The sequence below is a fragment of the Levilactobacillus sp. HBUAS70063 genome, assembly GCF_038374745.1.
Taxonomy (GTDB): domain Bacteria; phylum Bacillota; class Bacilli; order Lactobacillales; family Lactobacillaceae; genus Levilactobacillus.
Genome location: NZ_JBANSM010000019.1, coordinates 1 through 2,930, shown reverse-complemented (window position 1 = coordinate 2,930; position 2,930 = coordinate 1). Strand labels below are relative to the sequence as shown.

The following is a 2,930-nucleotide window of genomic DNA, read 5'->3' as shown; positions in this document are numbered from 1 at the left end:
TTCACACTTAGATGCTTTCAGCGTTTATCTCATCCATACATAGCTACCCAGCGATGCGCCTGGCGGCACAACTGGTACACCAGCGGTATGTCCATCCCGGTCCTCTCGTACTAAGGACAGCTCCTCTCAAATTTCCTACGCCCGCGACGGATAGGGACCGAACTGTCTCACGACGTTCTGAACCCAGCTCGCGTACCGCTTTAATGGGCGAACAGCCCAACCCTTGGGACCGACTACAGCCCCAGGATGCGATGAGCCGACATCGAGGTGCCAAACCTCCCCGTCGATGTGGACTCTTGGGGGAGATAAGCCTGTTATCCCCAGGGTAGCTTTTATCCGTTGAGCGATGGCCCTTCCATACGGTACCACCGGATCACTAAGCCCGACTTTCGTCCCTGCTCGACCTGTCTGTCTCGCAGTCAAGCTCTCTTCTGCCTTTACACTCGACGAATGATTTCCAACCATTCTGAGAGAACCTTTGGGCGCCTCCGTTACTTTTTAGGAGGCGACCGCCCCAGTCAAACTGCCCACCTGACACTGTCTCCCACCACGATTAGTGGTGTGGGTTAGAGTGTTCACACAGCGAGGGTCGTATCCCACCAGCGCCTCACTCGAAACTAGCGTTCCGAGTTCTACGGCTCCGACCTATCCTGTACAAGCTGTGTCAACACCCAATATCAAGCTACAGTAAAGCTCCATGGGGTCTTTCCGTCCTGTCGCGGGTAACCTGCATCTTCACAGGTAATATAATTTCACCGAGTCTCTCGTTGAGACAGTGCCCAGATCGTTACGCCTTTCGTGCGGGTCGGAACTTACCCGACAAGGAATTTCGCTACCTTAGGACCGTTATAGTTACGGCCGCCGTTTACTGGGGCTTCATTTCTGGGCTTCGCCGAAGCTAACTCATCCACTTAACCTTCCAGCACCGGGCAGGCGTCAGCCCCTATACGTCATCTTACGATTTTGCAGAAACCTGTGTTTTTGATAAACAGTCGCCTGGGCCTTTTCACTGCGGCTACACTTGCGTGTAGCACCCCTTCTCCCGAAGTTACGGGGTCATTTTGCCGAGTTCCTTAACGAGAGTTCACTCGCTCACCTTAGGATACTCTCCTCGACTACCTGTGTCGGTTTGCGGTACGGGTAATTAATCACTAACTAGAAGCTTTTCTCGGCAGTGTGACATCTGGCGCTTCCCTACTAAAATTCGGTCCTCGTCACGCCTTGTCCTTAGCGATAAGCATTTGACTCATCACCAGACTTGACGCTTGAACACACATTTCCAATCGTGTGCACACCATAGCCTCCTGCGTCCCTCCATCGTTCAAACATGATTAACTAGTACAGGAATATCAACCTGTTATCCATCGCCTACGCTTCTCAGCCTCGGCTTAGGTCCCGACTAACCCTGGGAGGACGAGCCTTCCCCAGGAAACCTTAGTCATTCGGTGGATCAGATTCTCACTGATCTTTCGCTACTCATACCGGCATTCTCACTTCTAAGCGCTCCACTAGTCCTTGCGGTCTAGCTTCGTTGCCCTTAGAACGCTCTCCTATCACGCGACCTATTGGTCGCATCCACAATTTCGGTAACATGCTTAGCCCCGGTATATTTTCGGCGCGGGATCACTCGGCTAGTGAGCTATTACGCACTCTTTAAATGGTGGCTGCTTCTGAGCCAACATCCTAGCTGTCTATGCAACTCCACATCCTTTTCCACTCAGCATGTATTTAGGGACCTTAATTGGTGGTCTGGGCTGTTCCCCTTTCGACGGTGGATCTTATCACTCATCGTCTGACTCCCGGATATAAATCAGTGGCATTCGGAGTTTATCTGAATTCAGTAACCCATGACGGGCCCCTAGTCCAAACAGTGGCTCTACCTCCACGATTCTTAACTCCGAGGCTAACCCTAAAGCTATTTCGGAGAGAACCAGCTATCTCCAAGTTCGTTTGGAATTTCACCGCTATCCACACCTCATCCCAGCATTTTTCAACATACACGGGTTCGGTCCTCCAGTGCGCTTTACCGCACCTTCAACCTGGACATGGATAGGTCACCTGGTTTCGGGTCTACGTCAATTTACTGAAACGCCCGTTTCAGACTCGCTTTCGCTACGGCTCCGGTCTTTCCACCTTAACCTTGCAAATTAACGTAACTCGCCGGTTCATTCTACAAAAGGCACGCTATCACCCCTTAACGGGCTCTAACTAATTGTAGGCACATGGTTTCAGGAACTATTTCACTCCGCTTCCGCGGTGCTTTTCACCTTTCCCTCACGGTACTGGTTCACTATCGGTCACTAGGGAGTATTTAGCCTTGGGAGATGGTCCTCCCGGATTCCGACCACGTTTCACGTGTGTGGCCGTACTCAGGATACTGAACTGAGGGCCAACGATTTCATCTACGGGGGTATCACCCTCTGTGCCGAGCCTTCCCAGACTCTTCGATTATCATTGACTTTGGTAACTCAAATGTTCAGTCCTACAACCCCAAAGAGCAAGCTCTTTGGTTTGGGCTATTCCCCGTTCGCTCGCCGCTACTTAGGGAATCGATTTTTCTTTCTATTCCTGTGGGTACTTAGATGTTTCAGTTCCCCACGTCTGCCTCAACTCAAGTATGTATTCCCTGAGTTGTAATTACTGATTAAAGTAATTGGGTTTCCCCATTCGGAAATCTCCGGATCAAAGCTTACGTACAGCTCCCCGAAGCATATCGGTGTTAGTCCCGTCCTTCATCGGCTCCTAGTACCAAGGCATCCACCATGCGCCCTTCATAACTTAACCTAACGATTACGTCGTAATCGCTGATTAATTGAGTATTAGCGATATAAACTAATTAAAAAACTCAAAAATACGCAGTTGTTTCTCGGTTTAATTATCTTAATAATTAAAGGAAAATAATTTGATAATATCTAGTTTTCAAAGAACAA

General features: G+C 49.8%; 1 rRNA gene. It reads right to left on the bottom strand.

What is annotated here, in order from left to right:
* A 23S ribosomal RNA gene (locus V8I28_RS13075) occupies positions 1-2,784 on the bottom strand; the annotation flags it as partial.
* Positions 2,785-2,930 lie beyond the last annotated feature (146 nt).